At 40.5% G+C, this 24,899-nt stretch carries 26 protein-coding genes, 1 tRNA gene and 1 pseudogene; 24 read left to right on the top strand and 4 right to left on the bottom strand.

Annotated elements, in window-relative coordinates; translation table 11 throughout:
• Positions 1-14 precede the first annotated feature (14 nt).
• From FXF62_RS03745 to FXF62_RS03830, 17 genes are all read left to right on the top strand, one after another.
• Complete coding sequence (locus FXF62_RS03745) at positions 15-638, top strand: hypothetical protein (protein ID WP_149517694.1); 624 nt, start codon at positions 15-17, stop codon at positions 636-638.
• Positions 635-1,483, top strand: a complete 849-nt coding sequence (locus FXF62_RS03750; RefSeq protein WP_149517695.1) for a glycosyltransferase family 2 protein — start codon at positions 635-637, stop codon at positions 1,481-1,483. Before FXF62_RS03745 ends, FXF62_RS03750 begins: the two co-directional genes overlap by 4 nt.
• A 37-nt stretch (positions 1,484-1,520) precedes the next feature.
• Positions 1,521-2,825, top strand: a complete 1,305-nt coding sequence (locus FXF62_RS03755) for an O-antigen polymerase (RefSeq protein WP_262881582.1) — start codon at positions 1,521-1,523, stop codon at positions 2,823-2,825.
• A 22-nt stretch (positions 2,826-2,847) separates the two neighbouring features.
• Positions 2,848-4,305 (top strand): flippase, encoded by a 1,458-nt coding sequence (locus tag FXF62_RS03760; protein WP_149517697.1) that lies wholly within the window; start codon positions 2,848-2,850, stop codon positions 4,303-4,305.
• 22 nt (positions 4,306-4,327) lie between these two features.
• On the top strand, positions 4,328-5,560 hold the full coding sequence (locus tag FXF62_RS03765) for a nucleotide sugar dehydrogenase (RefSeq protein WP_149517698.1): 1,233 nt from the start codon (positions 4,328-4,330) through the stop codon (positions 5,558-5,560).
• 181 nt (positions 5,561-5,741) lie between these two features.
• Complete coding sequence (gene comW / locus FXF62_RS03770) at positions 5,742-5,969, top strand: sigma(X)-activator ComW (protein WP_149517699.1); 228 nt, start codon at positions 5,742-5,744, stop codon at positions 5,967-5,969.
• A 242-nt stretch (positions 5,970-6,211) separates the two neighbouring features.
• The gene (locus tag FXF62_RS03780; protein ID WP_149517700.1) at positions 6,212-7,480 is read left to right on the top strand and encodes a CapA family protein; all 1,269 of its coding nucleotides are present in this window, start codon (positions 6,212-6,214) and stop codon (positions 7,478-7,480) included.
• 134 nt (positions 7,481-7,614) lie between these two features.
• Complete coding sequence (locus FXF62_RS03785; RefSeq protein WP_061910210.1) at positions 7,615-7,986, top strand: DUF1033 family protein; 372 nt, start codon at positions 7,615-7,617, stop codon at positions 7,984-7,986.
• Between the two features lie 85 nt (positions 7,987-8,071).
• Positions 8,072-9,013, top strand: a complete 942-nt coding sequence (gene comGA / locus FXF62_RS03790; protein ID WP_149517701.1) for a competence type IV pilus ATPase ComGA — start codon at positions 8,072-8,074, stop codon at positions 9,011-9,013.
• Positions 8,961-9,977 (top strand): competence type IV pilus assembly protein ComGB, encoded by a 1,017-nt coding sequence (comGB, locus tag FXF62_RS03795; RefSeq protein WP_149517721.1) that lies wholly within the window; start codon positions 8,961-8,963, stop codon positions 9,975-9,977. The genes comGA and comGB overlap by 53 nt, the downstream gene beginning before the upstream one ends.
• Positions 9,974-10,291 (top strand): competence type IV pilus major pilin ComGC, encoded by a 318-nt coding sequence (gene comGC, locus FXF62_RS03800; protein ID WP_149517702.1) that lies wholly within the window; start codon positions 9,974-9,976, stop codon positions 10,289-10,291. The genes comGB and comGC overlap by 4 nt, the downstream gene beginning before the upstream one ends.
• On the top strand, positions 10,251-10,685 hold the full coding sequence (gene comGD / locus FXF62_RS03805) for a competence type IV pilus minor pilin ComGD (protein WP_149517703.1): 435 nt from the start codon (positions 10,251-10,253) through the stop codon (positions 10,683-10,685). Before comGC ends, comGD begins: the two co-directional genes overlap by 41 nt.
• Positions 10,651-10,944 (top strand): competence type IV pilus minor pilin ComGE, encoded by a 294-nt coding sequence (gene comGE / locus FXF62_RS03810; RefSeq protein ID WP_187984223.1) that lies wholly within the window; start codon positions 10,651-10,653, stop codon positions 10,942-10,944. Before comGD ends, comGE begins: the two co-directional genes overlap by 35 nt.
• Positions 10,928-11,365 carry a competence type IV pilus minor pilin ComGF gene (gene comGF / locus FXF62_RS03815; protein ID WP_149517705.1) on the top strand — a complete coding sequence of 146 codons (438 nt, stop codon included), beginning with the start codon at positions 10,928-10,930 and terminating at the stop codon, positions 11,363-11,365. Before comGE ends, comGF begins: the two co-directional genes overlap by 17 nt.
• Positions 11,337-11,735, top strand: a complete 399-nt coding sequence (gene comGG / locus FXF62_RS03820) for a competence type IV pilus minor pilin ComGG (protein WP_394366086.1) — start codon at positions 11,337-11,339, stop codon at positions 11,733-11,735. Before comGF ends, comGG begins: the two co-directional genes overlap by 29 nt.
• Before the next feature lie 80 nt (positions 11,736-11,815).
• Positions 11,816-12,781 (top strand): class I SAM-dependent methyltransferase, encoded by a 966-nt coding sequence (locus tag FXF62_RS03825; protein WP_149517707.1) that lies wholly within the window; start codon positions 11,816-11,818, stop codon positions 12,779-12,781.
• A 35-nt stretch (positions 12,782-12,816) separates the two neighbouring features.
• Positions 12,817-14,010, top strand: coding sequence for an acetate kinase (locus tag FXF62_RS03830; RefSeq protein WP_149517708.1), 1,194 nt, complete (start codon positions 12,817-12,819; stop codon positions 14,008-14,010).
• Between the two features lie 345 nt (positions 14,011-14,355).
• Here FXF62_RS03830 and FXF62_RS03835 read toward each other — a convergent pair whose 3' ends face one another.
• Entirely contained in the window at positions 14,356-15,243 is an 888-nt protein-coding gene (locus FXF62_RS03835; protein ID WP_149517709.1) for an RluA family pseudouridine synthase, read from the bottom strand.
• A 150-nt stretch (positions 15,244-15,393) separates the two neighbouring features.
• Here FXF62_RS03835 and pbp2a point away from each other — a divergent pair, with 150 nt between their 5' ends.
• The 5 genes from pbp2a to FXF62_RS03860 all read left to right on the top strand — a co-directional run bounded on the left by pbp2a (position 15,394) and on the right by FXF62_RS03860 (position 19,676).
• On the top strand, positions 15,394-17,616 hold the full coding sequence (gene pbp2a, locus FXF62_RS03840) for a penicillin-binding protein PBP2A (protein WP_149517710.1): 2,223 nt from the start codon (positions 15,394-15,396) through the stop codon (positions 17,614-17,616).
• A gap of 60 nt (positions 17,617-17,676) precedes the next feature.
• Complete coding sequence (gene rpmG / locus FXF62_RS03845; RefSeq protein ID WP_015605910.1) at positions 17,677-17,829, top strand: 50S ribosomal protein L33; 153 nt, start codon at positions 17,677-17,679, stop codon at positions 17,827-17,829.
• Between the two features lie 9 nt (positions 17,830-17,838).
• Positions 17,839-18,018: a preprotein translocase subunit SecE gene (gene secE / locus FXF62_RS03850; RefSeq protein WP_149517711.1), complete on the top strand. Its 180-nt coding sequence runs from the start codon at positions 17,839-17,841 to the stop codon at positions 18,016-18,018.
• Between the two features lie 140 nt (positions 18,019-18,158).
• Positions 18,159-18,695 (top strand): transcription termination/antitermination protein NusG, encoded by a 537-nt coding sequence (gene nusG / locus FXF62_RS03855; protein WP_015605908.1) that lies wholly within the window; start codon positions 18,159-18,161, stop codon positions 18,693-18,695.
• A 201-nt stretch (positions 18,696-18,896) separates the two neighbouring features.
• Positions 18,897-19,676 (top strand): hypothetical protein, encoded by a 780-nt coding sequence (locus FXF62_RS03860; protein WP_149517712.1) that lies wholly within the window; start codon positions 18,897-18,899, stop codon positions 19,674-19,676.
• 259 nt (positions 19,677-19,935) lie between these two features.
• Here FXF62_RS03860 and FXF62_RS03865 read toward each other — a convergent pair.
• The 3 genes and pseudogenes from FXF62_RS03865 to FXF62_RS10975 form a co-directional block, all read right to left on the bottom strand.
• Positions 19,936-20,006: transfer RNA gene (locus tag FXF62_RS03865), tRNA-Cys, on the bottom strand.
• Positions 20,007-20,301: 295 nt separating this feature from the next.
• Positions 20,302-20,508: a hypothetical protein gene (locus FXF62_RS10845; RefSeq protein WP_149517713.1), complete on the bottom strand. Its 207-nt coding sequence runs from the start codon at positions 20,506-20,508 to the stop codon at positions 20,302-20,304.
• Between the two features lie 132 nt (positions 20,509-20,640).
• Positions 20,641-21,096: pseudogene (locus tag FXF62_RS10975) on the bottom strand (SHIRT domain-containing protein); the annotation flags it as partial.
• 444 nt (positions 21,097-21,540) lie between these two features.
• Between FXF62_RS10975 and FXF62_RS03875 the strand changes: the two are divergent.
• Together FXF62_RS03875 and FXF62_RS03880 are read left to right on the top strand one after the other, a co-directional pair.
• Positions 21,541-22,317 carry a prolipoprotein diacylglyceryl transferase gene (locus FXF62_RS03875; RefSeq protein ID WP_149517714.1) on the top strand — a complete coding sequence of 259 codons (777 nt, stop codon included), beginning with the start codon at positions 21,541-21,543 and terminating at the stop codon, positions 22,315-22,317.
• Positions 22,318-22,532: 215 nt separating this feature from the next.
• Positions 22,533-24,899 (top strand): GbpC/Spa domain-containing protein (locus FXF62_RS03880; RefSeq protein ID WP_187984224.1); only part of this gene is annotated, 2,367 nt, incomplete at its 3' end.

Genomic DNA, 24,899 nt, shown 5'->3' on the forward strand with positions numbered 1-24,899 from the left:
CTCATAGAGGGAAAATGAAAATAGAATTCTTCGGTCCACCCGGATGTGGAAAAACATATGTGAAAGAAAAAATAGTAGGCATTAGCAGGGAAGAAATTAGTCAGAAGGCAAACAATCGAGTGCTAGCTAAGGTGAAAAAATTATCTAAATACTCTCCTATTTCTTTATATTATAGTAAGAAATTAAGAGCGATGCTATTTAATGAGGACTTATCTGCGGTTTTTCATGATTTAACAATATCGGATATGTTAGATAGTATTGTTCTAGTAGCAACATCGTATAAAATAGGTTTTAGTTCCCATAGCATATTAGACGAGGGGCTAGTTCATAGAATTATATCATTAGGAGTGAACTATAATCTATCTACTGAGAAAGTTATAGAAATAATTTCTTTTTTTCAGCCTATTTTAAAAAATGTAGATGTGATATTTATTTCAGCTTCAATAAATGAAATTTTAGAATCTATTCGTTTGAGGAACAGAAAAGAATCTAAAATGGATTATTTTGATGAATATAAACTTGAAAAATTTGTTAAGAAATATGATATGATTTGTCATGAAGTCGCTACTTACTTTGATTTTAGAGAAATTCGGCGACAAGAAATAGACGATTTTATTAGGGAGAAAAAGTTACTATGATTGCTTTTGTTATTTTACATTATCAAGCGTTAGATGAAACGATTGATTGTGTCAATACGATAAAAAAAATGGTGAAGGGTTCTAGACATATTGTTATCGTGGACAATGCTTCTCCTAATAAGTCTGGTGAAATACTAATTGCAAAATATCAGCAAGATGAAGAAATTACTGTTTTAGTATCAAAAGAAAATGTTGGATTTGCAAGAGGCAACAATCTAGGCTATGTAGAAGCTAAAAAGTACTCTCCGGAATATATCGTTGTAATGAACAACGATGTATTTATTACACAGACAGATTTTACTGAACGATTAGAAAAATCACACGAACTTCATCAATTTGATGTATTGGGACCGGATATTTTTTCAACTAAGACAAATATTCACCAAAATCCTCAAAGAGAGAATAATTATAGTTTACAAGACTTGAAATCAACTCAAAGGAAGTTGAAATTTAAAAATAAATTCAAATTTTTAATCCGGTTAAAGTATTTATTGCGTAGTACTCCTGATGAAAATATCAATCAAGTAGCGGGCTTTGAATCTGTTCAAATTAATAAACCTTTGCATGGTGCAATCTATATATTTTCGAAATCATTTATAGACACCCATGATGAATGTTTTTATTCTAAAACATTCATGTATTATGAATCTTATATTTTACACTATTTAGGTATGAGAGATAATTTAAAATTTGTATATGATCCGAGCATAAAGGTAATTCACCATGAGGACGTATCTACAAATCAAACTTACAAAGATTTGTATAAAAAAGTTATTTTTGTAAATAAATGTTTGTTAGAATCGTGCAATGCTTTTATTGGATTAATGGAATCGACAGAAGATTGAGGGGAAAATGAGCTTTCTATATGTTCTGTTATTGGGGATGTTGAGTTTATTCTTTTTATCTTATCTACTATCAGATCGAGACATTCTATCACCATCTACAATGATGACAATAATGTTTAGTATCAGTTCACTATTTGCAATACTTAATATTCGGAATTGGAACATTGATTATAATGTTAATGCTGGATTAATTACAATAACTGGTGTTTTTGTTTTTATTGTGAGTGAAATGATAATGAAAAATTTCTTTATAAGGTCACGAAAACAAATAATAGACCAAAAATTGAGTTATGAAACTAAATTTGTGGGCTATTCTGTTAGACACTGGAAATTATATTTACTAATTATTATTAATACTTTAATTATAATTTGGTATTTCTTGCAAATTAGATCCCTTGTTGGTGGTGGAAATATATCTGCAATGTTTCAAGAATACCGAAGAATAGGAGTCAATCAACTGGAAGGGAGAGATGTTGACTCCGTAGGTGGGATGATTACCCATTTACTCAAGATAGTAGAAGGTTCAGGATATGTTGCATCTTATCTATTAATAAGTAATGTTATTTATCGATATAAAAAACATCGTACTAATTTTTTGTTGCTGATACTAATTTTTCTATCAATTTTACCGAGTACATTTGGTGCTGGAAGGACGCAGGTTTTAAAATTACTTAGTGCGATGTTAATTGAATACTATATTCTTTGGCATCAAAAAAATGGTTGGTTTAGAAATTTGTCATGGAAAATGATACGATTGGGTGTGACTAGTTTATTGATAGGGATTCCTCTTTTCTATTATTCCTTGTCTCTTTTAGGGAGAAGTACTTCTAGAACACTATTTGACTATATTTCAGACTATATTGCAAGTGGCATAGTATTGTTTTCAAAATATATTGAATCTCCTGTTCCTGTAAAGGTCTGGGGAGAAGAGTCGCTGTTCAGTCTGTTAAAAATTTTTAACTACTTAGGCTTTGGTGAAAAGTCGACCTCTTACAATTTAGAATTTCGTCCACTAGGAATCGGATTAAGCAATATTTATACATTCTTTAGAAGACCTTTGCATGATTTTGGTTTATTGGGAATGTACATATTTGTAGCTTTAATAGCAATTCTTTTTGCCTATATTTATTACGGAAAAATAAAATATAGGGCTAAAAGTCTAAAGACAGCACGTTGGACTTTAGTCTATGGATATTTGTATTATTGGATTGTTTCATCATCTATTATTCAGTATAGTAGTGCATATATATCCGCTGGTACTATTATTATACTTTTTGTAATTATATTTCTATATAGTTTTTTATCGGGCGAAGGTACGAGAATACGGTTAAGATGGAAATAAATATAGGCTTTACGGAGAGAAAATGAAAGAACAATCTTTAACTAAAAATGCTATCTTAAATATTATACGTCAAGCGATGACAATTGTTTTTCCCTTGGTGACTTTTCCCTATGTTTCAAGGGTTTTAGGTAAGGCAGAGTTTGGTAAGTATAATTTTGCGGTGTCTATTGTAAGCTATTTTGCTTTACTAGCAGCATTTGGATTAACGAATTATGCAGTGAGAGAAGGTGCAAGAATTAGAAAGGATCGAAAAGCTCTTTCTCACTTAACTTCTCAATTATTTTCTTTTAATTTGCTAACATCAGCAGTCGCTTATATATTATTATTTTTTATAACTTTTTATAGCAGTAAATTAAACATTTATTTTACGTTGATAGCAGTTCAAAGCTTATGTATTATACTAACAACAATTGGTTTGGATTGGGTTAATATAGTTTATGAAGATTTTTTATATATTACAGTACGATATATTATCATCCAATTTATCGCATTAATAGCTATTTTTCTTTTTGTAAGAAAGCCAGATGATACAGTTATTTATTGTTGGATAATGATAGGTGGGTCATATGGAGGGAATGTAGTCAATCTTTTTTATATAAGAAAATATGTTGATGTATTTTTCACTTTTTCCATTCCTTTTAGGAAATTTTTTGTGCCAATGGCGATACTTCTTCTGAATTCATTGGCTGTTATTATCTATGTGAATTCTGATATTACTATTTTAGGGATGTTTGAATCCGACTCAGTTGTGGGAGTATATAGTTTTTCATCTAAAATTTATAATATACTTAAGCAACTGGTAAATGCTGTTATAGTCGTTGCAGTGCCTCGGTTAGTCGTTACTTTAGTTTCAGATGTCCAGCGTTATCGAAAATATTTAGAGGATATTTTCAATTTACTAATCCTAATATTATTGCCTATATCCGCTGGATTGTTTATGTTGAGTAAGTCAATAATTTTGATTGTTGGAGGGCAGGAGTACCTTGTTGGGGAATCAGTTTTAAGATTGCTGAGCTTCTCTGTTATATTTGCCTTAATTTCTTCAATTTATACAAATTGTATGCTAATTATAGGTCGTGAGGAAAAGAAAATTTTAATTGGTACCTCTATCTCAGCTATATTTAATATTGTTGGTAATTTGATTCTGATTCCCTATATTGGGATGATTGGTGCAGCTCTTACAACAGTTTTAGCTGAATTTTTGAATATGCTGGTGCAGAGATATTATTCAAAAAAATATGTATTAAGCCATAACTTAGCTAATTGGAAAACATTTATTTGCTCTTTTTTAGGAGCAGTGATTGTTGTTCTTGGATGTTGGGGAATAAATCACATAATTATAGGCGATACAGTTATTATATCAGCTCTTCGAATTATAACAGCTATAGTAGTCTCAGTTCCTTCTTATTTGTTAATTTTAATAGCATTAAAGCATAAAACAATAGTTGCTATGCTAGGCAAATTTAAAAATCGTATATAGAAATTAATGAGGATGATAATAAATGAAAATAGCAGTAGCAGGTACAGGGTATGTTGGTTTGTCCATTGCAGTTTTGTTGTCTCAGCATCATCAAGTAATGGCTGTGGACATAATTCCTGAGAAGGTCGAGCTAATTAATCAAAGAAAGTCGCCTATTCAAGATGACTACATAGAGAAATATCTGGCAGAAAAGGATTTAAATTTAGTGGCTACATTGGATGCAAAAGAAGCATATCAAGATGCAAATTTTGTTGTTATTGCAGCTCCAACTAATTATGATCCGAAAAAGAATTTCTTCGATACGTCTGCTGTAGAGTCTGTCATTAAAACAGTGCTGAAATATAACCCTGAGGCAATCATGGTGATTAAAAGTACAGTTCCTGTGGGCTACACAGAGTCAGCGCGGAAGAAGTTTCAGACTGAAAATATCTTATTTAGCCCTGAGTTTTTACGTGAATCAAAAGCCCTTTATGATAATCTGTACCCGAGTCGAATTATTTTAGGGACAGATAAAAATAGTGAGCACTTGGTAGGCGCTGCTGAAACTTTTGCGGGATTGCTCCAAGAAGGAGCTTTAAAAGAAGATATTGATACATTGTATATGGGCTTTACAGAAGCTGAAGCAGTAAAGCTTTTTGCGAATACTTATCTTGCTCTGCGTGTTTCTTATTTTAATGAGTTGGATACTTATTCTGAGATGAAGGGGCTAGACACTCAAGCTATTATTGATGGAGTTTGTTTAGATCCACGGATCGGCTCTCACTATAACAATCCTTCCTTCGGCTATGGTGGCTATTGTCTTCCTAAAGATACCAAGCAACTTCTTGCAAATTATTCTGATGTTCCTCAGGATATGATGACAGCGATTGTACAAAGTAATCGGACAAGGAAAGATTATATTGCCGATCGGATTTTAGATCTTGCTGGCGCCTATGTTGGCAATGAGGATTATGAACCGTCTAAAGAGCGAGATATTACTGTAGGTGTCTATCGTTTGACAATGAAAAGTGATTCAGATAATTTCAGACAATCTTCTATTCAAGGTGTTATGAAACGTCTGAAAGCCAAGGGTGTCACCATTATTATTTACGAGCCAACGCTTGAGGATAATGTTACCTTCTTTGGTAGTAAAGTGGTCAATGATTTCAAAAAATTTAAGGAACTTAGTCAAGTGATCATTGCTAATCGTTTTGATGAAAGCTTAGAAGATGTAAAAGAAAAAGTCTACACTAGGGATATTTTTAAGAGAGATTAAGATTATTCACATTGCTTGAAATAATTCTCAACCCCCAAATGTCAAAAATATTCCTTGAAATGTCACTTTCTAGCGCCCTACCCTACCTTTTGGCTCTAAAATGAGACAGGATACGATTCTTGCTCCTAATCCTATTCTTTTTACGTTAAACTAGTATAAAAGCAAAAAGATTGGAGTTATAATGGAAATTCAAGAAATTTATAATCAATTCAGAGATTACTATGGGGAGCTTGAGGCTGAGTATGCTCATTGTCAAAAGGCTAGCATGGAGTGGGAAAGCCTGCATCTGCGCTATCTGATTTACTACCTGATGCGCTATGATATTGGGGAGATCAAGTTTTTCAATGCCTATCATTATCGGGCGGCTTACCGCTGGTATTTGCAGTCCTTGATGCTGAGCTCGGCTTGATATTTAGAGAGTGGGACAGAAATCGGTAATTCGTTAGAATTCGATTTCGTCGTCCCACCTCCGCACAGTTGAGTAGGGCTGTAAAAGCTGATGAAATCAGCATAGTAGAGCCCACTCAACCCCTGCGTCTTGCTCGACAATCCAAAGACAATTGAGAGGCTAGGACTTTTGTCCCAGCCTCTTTTTTATTCCCTTGGGAGGATAATTTATGATAAAATATAAGTAATACGGAGGTTGGCAAAATGGAGAAAAGATCTGAAATCAAGCGACAAGCAGCACCAAGTAACCGTACTTTTATCCTTGCCCTGCTGGGAGCGGTATTTGTATCAGCGGCAGCCATTTTATTCTTCCAAAGCATCATGGGGATGCCTAAGGGAAGTGGTAGGAATGCTGTTAAAGATGCTCCCAAGTCTTCCTTGGTGGCAGGAAAGAAGGCTGACTCGAAAACGGTTCGCATTATGGCTAATGGCGATCTTTTGTACCATGATGGACTTTATATGAGCGCTCAGAAGGCTGATGGTAGCTATGATTTTTCGGAAAATTTCACCTATATCAAGGACTGGCTTCATCAAGGGGACCTGGTCTTGGGGGATTTTGAAGGAACCATTCGCTCAGACTATCCTTTGGGAGGCTATCCGCTTTTCAATGCTCCGGAAGCTGTTGTCCCCGCCATCAAAGATGCTGGCTATCAAGTGGTGGATCTGGCCCATAATCACATCCTAGACTCAGGGCTTGAGGGAGTCTTTACGACTGCCAAAGCCTTTGAAGATCATGGGATTAGTCCAGTCGGCGTCTATACTCACAAAAACAGGGAAAAATCGCCCATCCTGATCAAAGAGGTAAAAGGTATCAAGATTGCGATTCTGGCTTACTCCTATGGTTTTAATGGCTTGGAGTCCAATCTCAGTCAGAAGGAGATTGATCATCACCTATCGACCTTTGATGAGGAGAAGATGAAGGCGGAGATTAAGCAGGCGGAGAAAGAAGCGGACATTACAGTAGTCATGCCGCAGACGGGGATCGAATACCAGCTGGAGCCAAATGAGGAGCAGGTCGAGCTCTACCACAAGATGGTGGACTGGGGAGCGGACATCATTTTTGGTGGGCATCCGCACGTGGTGCAGCCTTCAGAAATCCTTGAAAAAGATGGTCAGAAGAAGCTGATTATCTACTCCATGGGGAATTTTATCTCCAATCAGCGGATTGAAACCATGGCTGGTGTGGATACGGCTGAGTGGACCGAGCGTGGCGTCTTGATGGATGTGACCATTGAAAAGACGGATAAGGGGACCATTATCAAAAAAGCTCAGGCACATCCAAGCTGGGTCAGCCGTGTGGAAAAGGGAACTTATTCGCCAGAGGGTTATCCGCTTTACACTTATCAAACCCTTATCTTAGAAGACTTCATTGAGGGTGGAAAATATCGCAATCAGCTGGATCAGGCGACCAAAGATCGGATTGATACAGCCTATAAGGAAATGAAAGAGCATGTGCATCTGAATTGGAAATAAGCACAAAAAGCGACACTCCCTTTTGTTTCTTTGCTTTTCTTTGTTGAAAAACGAACTATTATAGAACCTACGAGCAAAATAGTTTCATTATCAAAGAATTTTATATATAATATAGGATACAAAAGGGGACAGGTATGTACAGCGTAATAGAAATGTATGGTGATTATGAGCCCTGGTGGTTTTTAGACGGTTGGGAGGACGATATCATTGAAAAAAGGTATTTCGATGATTATTACACCGCCCTCAAATACTATAAACACCGCTGGTTAGAGATGTCTGAAGCATCGCCGCTTTATAAAAGCCGTAGTGATCTTATGACGATTTTCTGGGATCCGGCCGATCAACGTTGGTGTGAGGAGTGCAATGAAGATATTCAGCAATACCACTCCCTGCTTTTGTTAGAAAATGAAAGTAAGATCCCCAAGAGCAAGTATCGTCCAGGCTACCGCAAGCAAAATGCTACTGAAAAACACCGTATTTGCAAAATTAAAGTGCGAGCTAGATAGAATAAAAGTCAAAGAATGGAGAAAATTTCTTCATTCTTTTTTTATTTTTTCTCATTTTGTGCGAATAGTAAGGTGAGGAGGACTTATGGTTCAAAAAATTGCAAAGGAAATGATTCAATTGGGCAGGCAGGAAGCGGCCCAAGATATCTATCTGATTCCCAAGAGTTCCTGCTATGAGCTTTATATGCGGGTGGGGGATGAGAGGCGCTTCATTCAGACATATGACTTTGATTTATTATCGTCAGTCATCAGCCATTTTAAGTTTGTCTCGGGGATGAATGTCGGAGAGAAGCGGCGCAGCCAGCTAGGCTCCTGCGATTATGATTGTGGAGAAGTGACGGTCTCGCTTCGTCTGTCAACAGTCGGGGATTACCGCGGCTATGAGAGTTTGGTGATTCGGCTCTTACACGATGAGGAGCGTGAGCTGCGTTTCTGGTTTGACAATCTGCCTGATCTTCGTAAAAAAGTCAATTCTCGTGGCCTTTATCTGTTTTCAGGGCCGGTTGGCAGTGGAAAGACAACGCTGATGCATCAGCTGGCTCAGATGAGATTTGGGCAACAACAGGTCATGTCTATCGAGGACCCTGTGGAAATCAAGCAGGAAAATATGCTCCAGCTTCAACTGAATGAAACGATTGGCATGACCTATGACAGCCTCATCAAGCTATCTCTGCGCCATAGGCCAGATCTCTTGATTATCGGTGAAATCCGAGACCAAGAAACGGCTCGTGCGGTGGTAAGGGCTAGTTTGACAGGGGCCACGGTCTTTTCAACCATCCATGCCAAGAGCATTCGCGGAGTGTATGAGCGTCTGCTAGAGCTGGGTGTCAGTGAGGATGAGCTGCGCATGGTATTACAGGGCGTCTGTTACCAGCGTTTAATCGGGGGAGGAGGTGTGATCGACTTTGTCAACCAAGACTATCAACAGCACGAAGCCAGTCTCTGGAACCAGCAGATTGACCAGCTTTTTGCAGATGGACATATCACAGCTGATCAAAGGCAGGCGGAAAAAATTATCTACGCCTAAGCAAAAGAAGATTATCGAGTTGTTTCGTAATCTTTTTATCAGCGGTTTTCATTTGGCGGAGATTGTTGATTTCCTACGGCGGAGCGCCCTTTTAGAGGAGGCCTATGTCGCAGAAATGCGTTCGGGTTTGGCTGCGGGGCAGTCATTTTCCCAGATTATGAAGCGTTTAGGCTTTTCAGATAATGTAGTCACCCAGCTATCTTTGTCAGAGTTGCATGGAAATCTAAATCTTAGTTTGGGTAAAATCGAGGATTATCTGGAAAATCTATCCAAGGTCCGTAAGAAATTGATTGAGGTGGGGACTTATCCCCTGATGCTGCTTGGATTTTTGGTGCTGATTATGCTGGGCTTGCGCAACTACCTTCTGCCTCAGCTGGATAGTCAAAATATGGCTACTCAGTTCATTCACCATCTACCGCAAATTTTTTTGGGAGGCGTTCTGGTGCTGTGCTTGCTGATTTGCGGTGGATGGCTCTATTATCGCAAGAGCTCTAAGATGAGATTTTTCAGTCGTTTGGCCAAGTTTCCTTATGTTGGCACCTTAGTGCGGGCCTATCTGACAGCCTACTATGCACGTGAATGGGGCAATATGATTGGACAAGGGCTGGAATTAAGTCAGATTTTTCTCATCATGCAGGACCAGCCGTCTCAGCTCTTTCAGGAGCTGGGGCGAGACTTGGAGGCGGCTCTAGGTGCAGGTCAGGGTTATGCCGAGAAGGTCGGTACTTATCCTTTCTTTAAGAAAGAGCTGGCTCTCATCATCGAGTACGGCGAGGTCAAGTCCAAGTTGGGTGATGAATTGGAACTATATGCCGAAAAGACTTGGGAAGAGTTTTTCCTGAGAATCAATCGTGCCATGAATTTGATTCAGCCTCTCGTTTTTGTCTTTGTCGCCCTTGTTATTGTTTTACTTTATGCAGCCATGTTGCTGCCAATTTATCAGAATATGGAGATTCAATTATGAAAAAATTAAAAACTTTGAAGGTTAAAGCCTTTACTTTGGTGGAAATGTTAGTCGTTCTTCTCATCATCAGCGTCTTGATGCTCTTGTTTGTTCCGAATTTGACTAAGCAGAAGGATGCTATCTCAAAAAGCGGCAACGCGGCCGTCGTCAAGGTCGTGGAAAGTCAGGCTGAGCTTTATGAATTGAAGAATGTTAATGAAAAAGCCACTCTAGGAAAATTGGTAGCTGATGGTCGGATTACCGACAAGCAGGTGGCATCCTATAAAGCTTACTATGGGGATAACAGCAGTGAAACTCGCGCAGTTGCGGATTAAGGCTTTTACGCTGCTGGAAAGTCTCCTAGCTTTATTTGTGGTCAGCTTCATTTTATTAGGTTTATCTGGCTCTGTTCAGGCTGGTTTCAATCAAGTGCAGGAGCAGCTGTTTTTCATGGAATTTGAGCATCTTTATCAGGAGAGCCAAAAGCTAAGTATGGCTGGGCATGAAAAGATAAAGCTGACCATTTCTGACCGTAAGATTTCCAATGGCTACCAGCAGGTGGAGTTTCCCAAGACCTTGCAGGAGCATGCTCCTCAGACTATTCAGTTTGATCAGGCTGGCGGGAATTCTTCGCTCAGCAAGATTGTTTTTCAAACGGAGGATAAAAAGGTTGTTTACCAGCTTTATATGGGCAATGGAAAATTTAAAAAGACGACGAATGAAGGCTAGCGTTTTGCTAGAGGCTCTGGTGGCAATGGCGGTTTTTGCAGCTATTGCCAGCCTCTTGCTTGGGCAGATTAGTCAGTCGCGGCAGGAACAGACTCGTTTATTGCAGGAGGAGGAAGTGCTGCGGGTTGCTCGGATGGCCATGCAGACGGGTCAGGAAAGTCTGACAGTCAACAGCATCACAGTCCGTCAAGTCAAGACCGACCAGCAATTAACCGTCTACCACCAAGAGGAGAAGGTGCTCAGTGTTAAAAAACGTTAAAATCAAAGCTTTTACACTTTTAGAAACGCTAGTTGCCCTGCTGGTCTTGAGTGGTGGTATGCTAGTCTTTCAGTCGATGACCAAGCTTCTGGCTTTTGAACTGCGACAGCAACAGGAAAATAAGCAGCAGGAATGGCTCTTATTTGTCGATCAGTTAGAGACAGAGCTATCGCGCAGCCAATTTGACAGGGTCGAAAACGACAAAATCTACGTCAAACAGGATGGCAAAAATATAGCTTTAGGAAAATCTAGGAGTGATGATTTCCGCAAGACGGATGCTTCGGGACGCGGCTATCAGCCCATGATCTATGGGCTCAAGGCTGCTCCGATTACTCAAAAGGGGAACCTTGTCCGCTTTCGTTTCCAGTTTGAAAATGATTTAGAAAGAGAGTATGTCTATCGTGTCCAAGATAAAAGTTAAGGCAGGCATCTTGCTCTACGCCCTCTTTATGGCAGCGGTCTTCAGCTTGCTCTTGCAGTTTTATCTGAATCGGCAGGTGACCAATCAGCGGCTCTTTCAAGCCAATCGAGAAAGAACAGAAGCCTATGCTATGGCTGTTTTGACCAAGGAGACTGTCACGGAGGAGAGTGGACAATTAACCTTTGACCAAGGGAGCGCTCATTATCGGAGACAGGGAAAGATGCTGGAAGTCAGCAGCCAGCTCGCCAATCAGAAGAGCTATTCTTTCTATTTTGAGAGTAAAAAGGAGCCAGAAAAGAAGGCTAAAGATACTAAAGACTCTAAAGAAAGTAAAGAGCCCTTTCCTTCAACTGACAAGAGAAGCGACTAATATAAATGTAAAAGATTTGTAATCCGATAGCCCTTGGAAAGAGGGCTTCTTTTTGGTATCATAAGACAACGGAGGATGCCATGAAATTTGAAAAAATAGAACGAGCTTTTCACCTGCTTTTAGAAAATGTGCAAAATATCCAAAATGCGCTGGGAACTAATTTTTATGATGCCTTGATTGAGCAAAATGGGATTTATCTGGATGGAGATACGGACTTACAAGAAATTCTGAAAAATAATGACAAGCTTCGCGCTTTGCATTTGACTAAGGAAGAGTGGCGTCGGGCTTATCAGTTTATTTTTATGAAGGCTTCTCAGACAGAGCCGCTTCAAGCCAATCATCAGTTCACACCTGATTCGGTCGGCTTCTTGCTGAGTTTTTTGATTGACCAGTTGGCTCAAGGAGAACGAGTTGATTTGCTGGAGATCGGCAGTGGAACAGGCAATTTGGCGGAGACCCTGCTCAACCACACACAGAAAAATATGGATTATCTAGGCCTAGAAATTGACGACTTGCTGATTGATTTATCTGCCAGCATTGCCGAAGTCATGAATTCCAAGGCACACTTTGCTCAAGGAGATGCGGTGCGGCCTCAGGTTCTGAAAGAAAGCGACTTGATTGTCAGTGACTTGCCAGTGGGTTATTATCCCGATGATGCAGTAGCTGCTCGCTATGAGGTTGCCAGCCCAGACGAGCATACTTATGCCCATCATCTCTTGATGGAGCAGTCGCTAAAATATTTGAAACCGGGGGGCTATGCTATCTTTCTCGCGCCAAACAATCTGCTAACGAGCCCTCAGAGTCACCTGCTGAAAAAATGGTTGCTTTCTAGCGCCCAGCTCTTGGCAATGATTTCCCTGCCAGAGAAGATTTTCGCAAGCCGTCAGAGTGCCAAGACACTATTTGTCTTAAGGAAACAAGGCGAATCAGACATCCAGCCTTTTATCTACCCTTTGCAGGACTTGCAAAGTCAGGATGAAATCTTGAAGTTTCGTGAAAGTTTTCAAAACTGGGTCAAAGTTAGTGAAATTCGAACAAATTTCTGATATAATAGTTTGAAAACGCTTAAAGAGGTGACGAGATGTCAAAAACTATTTCTATTAATGCTGGAAGTTCGAGTGTAAAATGGCAACTTTATTCAATGCCAGAGGAAAAAGTGCTGGCTAAAGGTTTGATTGAGCGGATCGGTCTCAAGGACTCAATTTCCACGGTTAAATTTAATGATCGTTCTGAACGCCAAACCTTAGATATTGCTGACCACACTCAAGCTGTAAAGATTTTATTGGAAGATTTGAAACGGTTTGAGATTATTCAATCTTACGATGAAATTACAGGTGTTGGGCACCGTGTTGTAGCTGGGGGCGAGTATTTCAAAGAATCAGCTCTTGTGACGGACGATGTATTGGAGAAGATTGAAGAGTTGTCTCTATTGGCTCCTTTGCATAATCCTGCCAATGCTGACGGTATCCGTGCTTTCAAGGAAATTCTTCCAGACATTACCAGTGTGGCTGTTTTTGATACATCTTTCCACACAACTATGCCAGAAAAGGCTTATCGCTATCCATTGCCAACTAAGTATTACACTGAAAATAAGGTTCGTAAATACGGAGCGCACGGGACTAGCCATGAGTATGTAGCCCACGAAGCTGCAAAGCTTTTGGGTAAACCGATTGAAGAATTGAAACTCATCACTTGCCACATCGGAAACGGTGCTTCTATTACAGCAGTTAAAGGTGGCCAGTCTGTTGATACTTCTATGGGCTTCACTCCTCTTGGTGGAGTTATGATGGGAACACGTACGGGTGATATTGACCCAGCGATTATTCCTTACTTGATGCAGCATACAGATGACTTTAACACACCAGAGGATATCAGTCGAATTCTGAACCGTGAGTCTGGACTTTTGGGTATCTCTGAAAGCTCAAGCGATATGCGGGACATCCATACAGCTATGCGTGCGGGTGATGAAAAGGCATTGTTGGCTAACGAAATCTTTGTAGATCGTATTCAAAAATACATTGGTCAGTATTTAGCAGTTTTGAATGGTGCAGATGCCATTATCTTTACAGCCGGAATTGGGGAAAACTCTGTAACGATTCGTAAGATGGTCATTGAAGGCATTTCTTGGTTTGGCTGTGATGTCGATCCAGAGAAGAATTTCTTTGGTGCAACAGGAGACATCTCAACAGAAGCTGCTAAAGTCAGAGTTCTAGTTATCCCGACAGATGAAGAGTTAGTCATTGCGCGTGATGTAGAACGCTTTAAAAATCAATAATCAAAAAGCTCGGCCTAGCTGAGCTTTTTCTTGTGACTTTGTGATTATTCTTTGATCAGATAGGATGATTCAAAGCGGCTCGGGGCTTGCAGCAGTAAGAACTAATAGTCAAGTATGGACTGGAAATCAATTTGATACAAGGTAGATGACCTATCAAGATAAGATTGCTGCTTGTTGATATCTGGCATGCTAAGTTGCTAGATAGAGGAGAAGAAAAAGACGATGTCCGGTAGGGAATCGTCTTTGAAGCTACTTATATTTTTGGGGAAAAATCTGACTCTTCTAGAGGCTGCAGCTAGTTGAGTGTCTGGAGTGCTAGCCTTGGAGATTCGGCAATCAGGCAAGCTATCCCTTTTTACCCTCGCTTCTGTGCCGTTTGATTTCCGCTTCAAAACTCTCTGATGGTGCTTCCACGCTGATGGTTTCCAGTGTGAACGGATGAGTGAAAGTCAGGCGGTGGGCATGGAGCATGAGGCGACCTTGGGGTTGAGGATGGTAGAGGGGATCACCAATGATGGGATGACCATGATGGGCAAGATGGACGCGGATTTGATGAGTCCGTCCGGTTTTCAATTGACATTTGAGCAGAGTCGTGTTGCCAAAGTCCTTGAGTCGGATTACATGAGTTTCAGCGTAGAGTCCCTTTTTCGGATCAACGAGGCGTTTCCGTCGGTCATGGCGGTTGCGTCCGATTTTATCTTTATAAACGATAGTCTTGCTGGGAAATTTTCCTTGAGCAAGGGCCCAATATTCACGGGAGATTTCTTTGTTTTCCAAGAGGCGGTTGAGAATGGGGAGGACAAAGGGATTTTTAGCAAACAGGATAGCGCCGCTTGTTTCTTTGTCCAGCCGGTGGACGACATAGCAGGTTTGACCGACATAGCTTGAAACATGATTGAGCAGAGCTATTTCTGTCGGCTCATTGGCATGGCTTTTCATGCCGTTAGGCTTATTGACAATGATGAGATGTTCGTCTTGATAGAGCTCTTCGACCAGACTAGGCTGACCAGCAGGGAGTTCTTTTTCTGGATAGTCGTCTTTGTCAAAGGTCAGTTGAATGCTGTCGCCAGGCTTGACCAAAGTCTGCCAGTGGATAGACTCACCGTTGACCAAGACGTGTTTCTTGGTTCGGAGAAAGTGACGGATTTTGCGAGGGATGAGCAGCTGGTCCTCTAGCAGTTCTTTGACGGTCATATGAGATAGACTTGAGGGGAGGGTAATGGTAAATTTCATGTTTTCATTGTAGCAAAAACTAGCCCATTTGGAAATGCTTAGCTGGAAAAGGAAAGAAGCTCTGCTATTTCCTTAAAGAAAGCTAAAAAGAATAGAAAGCAGCGGACTCGTGCCTTGTGTCTACATGGATAAGGTGATAAAATATGTTTTATGAAGAAATTAAATGATGTATTTGAAAAACTAGTCAATTTTTTTAAAACGGATCAGCCTCAGAAGAAGGTTGCTGAAGAGTTGGGAGGTGAGGCTCTTGAGCTTAGCTACAGCCGATCTGGCAAGAGCCGCAAAAAGCCTCTTTCTCAGCATCCCTTCCGCCGTTTTTGGCGCAGATTTCACCTGACCAAGATATTCTTGATTCTTGGCCTGACCTTTGGTCTGGTGGTCGGTGGCTATCTTTTTTATGTAGCTAAGACGACTAATGTCAAAGATTTGCAGAATGCTCTGAAAGCTACGACTTTGATCTATGATAAGGATGGAAACGAAGCGGGTAGCTTGTCTGGACAAAAGGGAACTTATGTCGAATTAGACGCGATTAGTCAGGACTTGCAGAATGCCGTGATTGCAACAGAAGACCGCTCTTTTTATAAGAATGGCGGGATTAACTACAGTCGCTTCTTTCTAGCTATTTTGACTGCAGGTCGTTCGGGCGGTGGCTCGACTATCACGCAGCAGTTGGCCAAGAATGCCTATCTCTCTCAGGATCAGACCATTGAGCGGAAGGCCAAGGAATTTTTCCTAGCTTTGGAAATTAACAAAAAATACAGCAAGCAGGAAATCCTGACCATGTACCTCAATAACTCTTATTTTGGAAATGGGGTTTGGGGCGTGGAAGATGCCAGCAAGAAATATTTTGGTGTATCTGCCAGTCAGCTCAGTCTAGATCAGTCGGCGGTTCTAGCCGGCATGCTCAAAGGACCAGAGATATATAATCCCCTGTATTCAATTGAGAATGCGACCAATCGTCGTGACACCGTTCTTCAAAATATGGTAGCGGCAGGTTACATTGATCAGGCGACGGCGGACCAGGCTGCGACGGTTGGTATTGGAGGCCAGCTAGTCGATGCTTACGAAGGTAAGTCAGAAGACTATCGCTACCCATCTTATTTTGATGCGGTTATCAATGAAGCGGTCAATGATTACGGTCTGACGGAAGAAGAAATCGTCAACAACGGCTATCGGATTTACACCGAATTGGACCAAAATTACCAAGCTAGCATGCAGGTTATTTATAGCAATGTCGATCTCTTCCCACTGGCTGAAGACGGGACGAGGGCCGAGTCCGGAAGCGTGGCGCTGGATCCTAAGACGGGTGGTGTTCGGGCTCTGGTTGGCCGTGTCAACAGCGCTGATGGCTCTGCTTTTCGGACTTTCAACTACGCGACTCAGTCTGCTCGTAGTCCAGGATCGACCATCAAGCCTTTGGTGGCCTACAGCCCAGCAATAGCAGCCGGTTGGTCAACGGATAAGGAACTAGATAATAGTCGGACAGTTTTTGGTGATTATAAGGTTAATAACTATGGCAATATCCAAAGTTCACCGACGGTTCCAATGTATCAAGCCTTGGCTGAATCCCTCAATATTCCCGCGGTTTCAACAGTGGATGAGTTAGGCGTGAGCAAGGCCTTTGAGTATGGCAAAAAGTTTGGCCTTAATATGGATAAGGTAGAACAGAATCTAGGTGTGGCTCTGGGAAGCGGAGTGACGACCAATCCACTTCAGATGGCTCAAGCCTACTCAGTCTTTGCGAATGATGGAGTTATGAATGATGCCCACCTCATCACCAAGATAGAAAATGCCAGCGGTCAGGTTGTTAAAACGCACCGGCAGACTTCTACCCGTGTCCTCAATCGCTCGACCGCAGAAAAGATGACCAGCATGATGCTGGGCACCTTCTCAAACGGGACAGGAGTCTATGCGGCTCCTTATGGCTATACAATGGCTGGAAAGACAGGAACGACAGAGACTGACTTTAACCCTGATTTGTCAGGAGACCAGTGGGTCATCGGCTACACACCAGATGTGGTTATCAGCCAATGGCTGGGCTTCCCTAAGACGGATGAAACTCACTATCTGACTGGTACGAGTGCCAATGAAGCTTCGGCTATTTTCCGCAATGTAGCCAACACCATCCTGCCTTATACGGAAGGAACGTCCTTCTCAGGTCAGAAAAATGCTTATGCTGAGAACGGCATTTCCCCAGTCGATACCTACGGTACTGGCGAAACGAATACGACTAGCGAAAACAAAGACTTCCTGAAAGATGTCCAAGAGCGGGCACAAAACCTAGTAGATGATGCCAAGAAAGCTATTGATGAGTCTGGTATTTCTGAAAAAGCTAAAAATCTCTGGGACACCGTCACCGGCTGGTTCCAATAATCTTCTAAACAACTTGTCAAAGAAGCAGAAAACTGCTATAATAAGGGGAATGGAGGCGTCATGGCATTAAAAAAAGCGAGTCTAGCGTGTACAGTTTGTGGGTCACGAAACTACTCAATCAAACTTAGTAGCACTCCAAAACCTACGCGTCTAGAAGTGAATAAATATTGTAAACACTGCAGTAAATATACGCTGCATAAAGAAACCAGATAGGAGATAGTTGTGAAATTCATTAAAGATGTTTTCATTTTGCTACGAGATACAACTTGGCCTACCCGTAAAGAAAGATGGACTGATTTCCTTTCCGTAATGGAATACACAGCATTCTTTGCTATTGTTATCTATATTTTTGATAAGGTAGTTGCCAGCGGTCTCTTCCGCATAATCAACATGTTTTCATAAGAAAGATAGAGTTGCCTAGGCAACTCTATTTGTCTGTTAAAATATTTACCAAAATGCTTTGTAATTTTAGATTTTATGGTATAATAAGGCTAGATATCAAGCAGAAGCCCTAGGCTTTTTTATTTAGGAAAGGACAAAACATGGACAGTTTTGATAAAGGCTGGTTTGTACTGCAAACCTACTCAGGCTATGAAAATAAGGTAAAGGAAAATCTCTTGCAACGTGCCCAGACCTATAATATGCTGGAAAATATCCTGCGCGTGGAAATTCCAACCCAGACCGTACAGGTCGAAAAGAACGGCAAGAGCAAGGAGGTCGAAGAAAACCGCTTCCCAGGTTATGTATTGGTTGAGATGGTCATGACGGACGAAGCTTGGTTTGTCGTGCGGAATACACCAAATGTTACTGGATTTGTGGGTTCACACGGAAACCGTTCGAAACCAACTCCGCTCTTGGAAGAAGAAATTCGCAATATCCTCATCTCCATGGGACAAACGGTTCAAGAATTTGACTTGAATGTCAAAGTGGGCGATACAGTTCGCATCATTGACGGTGCCTTTGCTAACTATACTGGCAAAATCACTGAAATTGACAATAATAAGGTCAAGATGATTATCTCTATGTTTGGAAATGACACAGTGGCCGAAGTCAACCTCAGCCAAATTGCTGAATTATAATTTTTGAATGCATGAAAAGGAGTCGGAAAGCATTTTCCGCTCTTTTTGTGTGCAATTTTACATCGATTCCACCATCTAGAACTTAAATAAGATAAATATAGTTTCAATAACTTAGCTTATGGTAAGGAAAACGGATACAGAATTCGTTCAAAATGTTATAATAAGTAGTGATATAACCAAGAAGATGTTTAAGGAGGACTTATGAAAACCATTTTTGAAAATCAAGAAATAAAATTTAGTGGTCAAGATGGTCATACTTTAATTGTTAAAAATGAGGGCTTATCCTATCAAGATGGAAAACATAAAAATCTTGATATTTCATTTGATAAAGTTTCTACTATCTTATCACTTCGTTACTGTAATTCTAATTCAAGTTATAATCTCATTTTTCGAGATAAGAACGGAAAGAATATGGCTGAATTTGATACGGATACGACCATTCGCAATAATATCCACAATATATTTGAAACGAAGTCAATACTGTTAGCCTTTGCAGCAAGCAAACTTACCAAAGATTTCCCAAATAATCTGAGGACTCTTGATATAACATTGGCTTTTAGTCTGAAAGAAAAAGAAATTCGTATTGCTAGTGGCGTCATCTATGGCTTAAAGAATACAATCAATATTGAGGACATTCGCAGAGTACAGTGCGTGACAAATGGGACGATTTCCAATCTTGCTCTGTACAGAAATGATAAAAAGAAATTTTGGGACATTCCTGATATGAAACTCCCTTGTAACGAAATAACCTTGCCTTTGCTTGAAGCGATTGTTACTAAAAATACGGGGAAAGGGATTGATTTTACTCGAGGAAATGGTTTCGATCAAAAAACTTCTGAGTTTATGATTATTCGCTATATGGATTCCAGCTTTTTTATCAACAGTGACGGAACTCTAGCTAAAGAATGGCAAAAACAAGTTTACGATAGAATTCTTTTATACCAATATGATCTAGCAGATTTATTAAAACAGCTACCGTAAGTTCAGGTCATAACTTTGGCATGTGAGTTGGCTTGTGGAGGAAGAAAAAGGAGACAAGTAACCTTCGGTTAGCTATTACAATAAGCAATCTGTACAGAATTGAAAGTAAAATAGTAAAATCCTTCTGAATTGCTCAGAAGGACTGTTTGTCCACCAACTTTATCCTATTTGCCCTAGTTCTAGTATAAGCGAAGAGAAAAGAAAAAGCCCGATTTTACGGGCTTTTCATTCGGTTGATTCCTGATAATCAGGTATTGAAAGGCGGTAGACGGATTTGAACCGACGATCAAGCTTTTGCAGAGCCGTGCCTTACCACTTGGCTATACCGCCGCAACTCTTACTATTTTAGCGTATATTTTTCAGGACGTCAACTAAAAGTTACAAACTTTGCAAAAATAATTAAGATGATGTCCCAAAAGATGGTCGGCTAGTAGAAATCAGAAAATAAATCATGAGATGACTAGAAGCTATCAGAGCTTGTCTGGTCTGAGTTTTCCAAAGTGGAGATATTTAGCATATTAGCAGTGACATAATAAAAAGCCGATAAAATCAAAACTTGCTTTTATCGGCTATACTAAATTAGAATTCTTTAAAACTGATACATCAGAGTTTGTGAGCGTACATGTTAATCCCAGGAATCCTCGTCAGTTTCTTTACGTTTTCGGAATCCCAGCAGGGTTATTATTGATGAAAAACGGCTCAATGCTGCTTTGAAATTTTGTTTTTGAGAGTTTTTAAGTGGAGTCGTCGGTGAAGTGGCAGGAACCTCGGTTTGCGTTGTGCCCAGCTTCTTTTTGCGGTAGAAAAAGAAAGATCCGGTTGCAAGCAACATGGCTAGTAAGCTACCGATGACTGGCAAGGTCAGGGTGAATGCAGTCTTCGCCTTTTTTGAAGGTTTGCTGCTCGTAGAGTGCTCCTTGCTTGAGGTACTTGTTTCCTGCTTTGGCTTTTCTTCAAACTCCCATTTACCAATAAAATGCGCATCTTTATCTTGGATAGTTTCCGCATCTTTGTCGTAGCCTTTAAAAATCCATTTTCCTCATGGGACCTGGATTTCTGTTTGGTTTTCTTTTGGCGGATCAGGGATTGCTCTCGTTCCGTTTTGGATATTTTCCTGATTTTGTGGCAAGTATTTCAGGACTTCTGGAGGCAGAGTCTTATTTGGGGTGCCACTGATAAATTCGTATGTTTTATTATAAAGAGCTGGAGCTGCAGGAGTGCTTGAAGAGAAGGTGTTGCTGTCCGTTCCTTGGTTCGGTTGGCTTTCAGAATCTGAATGTTCTTGTCCCTCTTTTTCGTTAGTTGAGAGGTTGGAAGAGATCAGTTCACTCTTCTGATCGTCAGCCTCTCCTTCAATAGAGGTGTGCGCAACTACTGGAAAAAAAGCTGAGAAAAGTAAAGGGAGTATAGGAAAAAGCAGTGTTCTTTTTTTCCGTCTCGATTAAGCCATACAGTAGTTTCCTCCTCTCTTAATGTTTTCTAGTTAAAAGTCTCTATCATTTCATTCTAGTATTTATTTGAGAATCTGTCAAGTAAGTTCAGTCGTCTGAACGTCAAATGGCTGGAAGCTCCATCTTAAAGTAATATTGGATAGAACATAGATAAAAGTAAGCGTTCTTTTATAAAAAAATGCCTCACATCGCTTCATTTTCTGTCCATTTTATACATAAAATCAGAGAATATATATTAGGAAAGTAAAAAAGGTCTATGTTTTCACTCGATTTCATGACATTTTTTACACAATCATTAGATTAGGGTCACATGTTTAACTTGACAAATTACAAGAATATTATTATCATTAAAATAAGTGGTATTTTATACTGTTGCTTCAGCAACATATATATGTATTTTGAGAATGGAGGGGATGCTTTATAATGAAAAAAATAAAGTTTTTCTGACCTCGACGGCGGTTTTATTATCTGCTTTGTATGCAAATCCAGTGTTGGCTCGTGATGTGGAGCGCTCAAGTAATTCGGCACCGGTCGCCACTGTGCCGACAACGGATGATAAAACGACGTCTACGGCATCAACAGACTCAGAAAATGGCAAAAGCCTAGTGCAATCAGATGCTTCGTCGGCAAAACCAGCACCACCTATGGAAGTTGGTGAATCAGCTCCTGCGGATTCATCTGTAAATCCGAGCTCGGAAGTCCTGCCAGAGAAGCCTGAGTCGACTGACCCTGATAAGGGTGAGTCAGTGGAGCCAGAGGTTCCACCGGTGGAGTCCAATCCATCAGTTGAACCAGAAAATCTGGAAGCCCCAGCGACAGAAACGGAATCTCAGATTGCTTCTGAAGAATCCACACCTACAGAGTCACCTGTGCTTCCAGAAGCTTGGCAGCCGACGTCGGGGATTTCAACAGCGTCAGCTAACTTATCAGTCTCATCAGCAGTTTCTATGGCCACTGTAGCAACTTCACTGACTGATGCAGATAATAGAGCAGCCGCCTCAGAACTACAGAGACTTGTAGAAAGAAAACAGGAACAGTCTGAAAAGCGTGAAAAAGATAGCTTGGTAGACTTTGATTTAGCTCAAATGCTAGCTCTTCCTGTGAGAGAAAAGGTTTCCAAGTCATCGGAAGTGATAAGGGTCGTGCTGTTGTCCAAAACTCTGATGGTTCCCAATCAGTCGTTCCGCTAGCACAAGTAGGTGGGACAGCCGATGATGACGGCACTGTTACTGTTAAGTCCAGTGATGGAAAATTTGTATTGTTGCCAGAGCTTGGTGAAACAACGACTCTTTTTGCAACAATCGGTCTGTTCGTTTTATCACTCTTAGGGTTTAAACGAATTAAACCTTTTGAGAGAGAAAATTGGATAATAGGTTAATTATAAAAAAGGAAAGAAGGAACGCGCATGTTCAATCACAATAGTGAGACCAAAGGTCATGGATCTATTCGTAAAAATAAAGTCTATGGTACAATTGGTGTCATTGCTCTTGGTGCTATTGCTATGTTTAGCAATAACAAAACTGCATCGGCGGATGAAGTATCATCTTCTGAACCAACGACTACAACAGCTGTAGCGTCAGCGGCAGATACTAGTTTGGCAGTACAATCTCAGGCTGCATCAGCTGAAGCAGCGGCTCCAGCGACTGCTACGGATTCAACCGCTCCAACTGCGAATGCAACTGCTCCAGTTGAAGCTACTTCCCCAGCAGCTGAATCAACTCCAACTGCATTGGCTTCTTCGGCTAGTGACACAACCCCTGTAACTTACACTGCACCTGCAGCAGCTCCAGCAGCTCCAGCAGCTCCAGCTGAGTCTACAGAACCAAAAGTTACTGTGGAAAATCAAAAGTTGAAAGATGCTGTTTCTGAAGCAAAAGGTTATAACATTGATATAAAACAAAAGCCAACAGAAAACATTGGAACAGCAAACAACCAAGTAGAATCAGATGCTAAAAAGGACCTTGCCAACACTCTTGAGGAAACACAAGCAACTCGTATCAAGACAGGGGTAGATGCCTACAAACTTGATTTGAAAAAAGCTCAGGAAAATGTGGGTACTGACGGTTATCTGAGTGAAGTAGTCAGCCAAGGTCTGAAGTTTGAAAGTGAGCCTAATGGAAAACTATCTATTAGTGGTGCTACAGAATTTGGGCAAAAGGATATGCCTAAAGCGCAGTCCTATGAAGAATATGTGGCAGGTGGTGGAACATTTGGTTCTAACCCAGTAGCACCATTCACAACGACACTTTCAGGTGGCGGGAGCAATTTCGTTATTCCAAAAATTGAAAACAATCAAACTATCACAGCTACTTATAGCAATCTTCAAAACTCAACATATAATGGAAAGAAAATTTCTAAGGTAGTCTATGAAGTTACTAATATAAGTGGTAGTACCGGTATCGTGGGGTTTGCAGAAAAAGATCCAACAAAAGGAATTTATACTTTTTACAAAATTAATGCACCGTCTAGATACCGTGTAAATATTCGTTTTTACGATTCTGATGATAATCCAATTCAATTCACAAAGACGAATCCAGCTATTTTAGCCATGACGAGTTTAACGAAAACAGAACCTACTACGGGTAGGTTAGCTGGTCTAAAGCATGAGGAAAGTATTACCGATTATAATTTCCGACCAGTAAAAATTACCGGATCTTTGGTTGAAAAACAAGCCGATGGACGTTTGGCGGCAACTAGTCCAACTCATGCCATTAAAGATGATTATGATGATCCAAATTTCTATAAGATGGGGATTGCTGGTGTAGCAGAAAGCGGAGATACCATCTCTTTTGTGATGCAACGGAAGTCTCAATGGGATAGAGGTTATTGGCTAGCTCTTACAAGTAAATTACCATCTCGCTTTACACTTGTAAAACCAGATCTTGAATACAACCTAGTTGAGTATAACCTTGCAGGGAATGTCGTGCTTGATAACTATATTCAAGGGACTACTACTAAGCTAACCAATACTCAAACGGTCAAACCTACAGGAACTCCTGTTGGTGAAGACTATACAACAACACACCAAGACAGAATCACAACAGCGGATGGCAAGGTCTATAAATATGTGTCATCAACTAATAATACAACAGGTAAAGTAAAATTAGGTACGACAAACGTAGCAAACTACTATACAGAAGTAAAAGGGAATGTTGTTGTTGATTACCAAGATAAGCAAGGCAACACCATTTCTCCGCGTATTGTGGATACACCAGACACATCAGTTGGAACGGCTTATGACACAACTGATCACAAACCGTCTACGATCACCACAGCTGATGGAACAAGTTACCGTATTGACCCCACAGCTACACAAGGTCAAGAAAGTGGTAGAGTTGTTGAAGGGACAACCCGCGTTATCTATGTTTATGACAAAGTTGAAAAGCCGGTAGAGAAGTATGGTAATGTTGTTGTTGATTACCAAGATAAGCAAGGCAACACCATTTCTCCTCGTGTCGTAGATACACCAACTTCACGGGTTGGTACTTACTATGACACAACTGATCACAAACCAACTACCATTACGGCGGATGATGGCACAACTTATCGTATTGATACCAATGCTACACAAGGTCAAGAAAGTGGTCAGGTTGTTGAGGGAACAACCCGCGTTGTCTATGTTTATGACAAAGTTGAAAAGCCGGTAGAAAAGAAATATGGTGATGTTACCGTTGAGTACAAGAACAAAGACGGCGTGACTATCGCACCGAAAGTGACGGATACACCACGTTCTGAAGTGGGAACTGATTACGATACTACGGATCAACGCAAG

This window comes from Streptococcus cristatus (assembly GCF_008369405.1).
Taxonomy (GTDB): domain Bacteria; phylum Bacillota; class Bacilli; order Lactobacillales; family Streptococcaceae; genus Streptococcus; species Streptococcus cristatus_G.